Here is a 356-nt window from a genome sequence, read left to right as displayed (position 1 = left end):
CTGTCATCATCAATCGCCTGCTTGCCGACGATGATCAGGCCCGGCTGTTCAGCCTCGGCCACACCCTTGACGATCTTGGCAACCGCGAGTGGCTCGACCTGGTCTTCGGTCTCGACCAGGATGGCGCGGTCGGCACCCATGGCAAGTGCTGTRCGCAGCGTCTCTTCGGCCTTGGCCGGKCCGACGGAWACGACGACGACTTCCTCCGCCTTGCCGGCTTCCTTCAGCCGCAGCGCCTCTTCGACCGAGATTTCGTCGAACGGGTTCATCGACATCTTCACGTTCGCAAGCTCGACGCCCGAACCGTCTGCCTTCACGCGGATCTTGACGTTGTAGTCAACCACCCGCTTCACCGT

The 356-nt window shown here is 62.3% G+C and carries 1 protein-coding gene; it reads right to left on the bottom strand.

The genetic code is table 11. The features are described from left to right. Nucleotides 1–353, bottom strand: a 353-nt coding sequence (locus AB4Z53_RS35515) for an electron transfer flavoprotein subunit beta/FixA family protein (protein ID WP_441600129.1), incomplete at its 3' end; no start/stop codon positions are given. Between the last annotated feature and the right edge of the window lie 3 nt (nt 354–356).

The organism is Ensifer sp. 2TAB8, assembly GCF_052115125.1.
GTDB lineage: Bacteria > Pseudomonadota > Alphaproteobacteria > Rhizobiales > Rhizobiaceae > Ensifer.
This window is presented reverse-complemented; position numbering and strand designations above follow the sequence as displayed.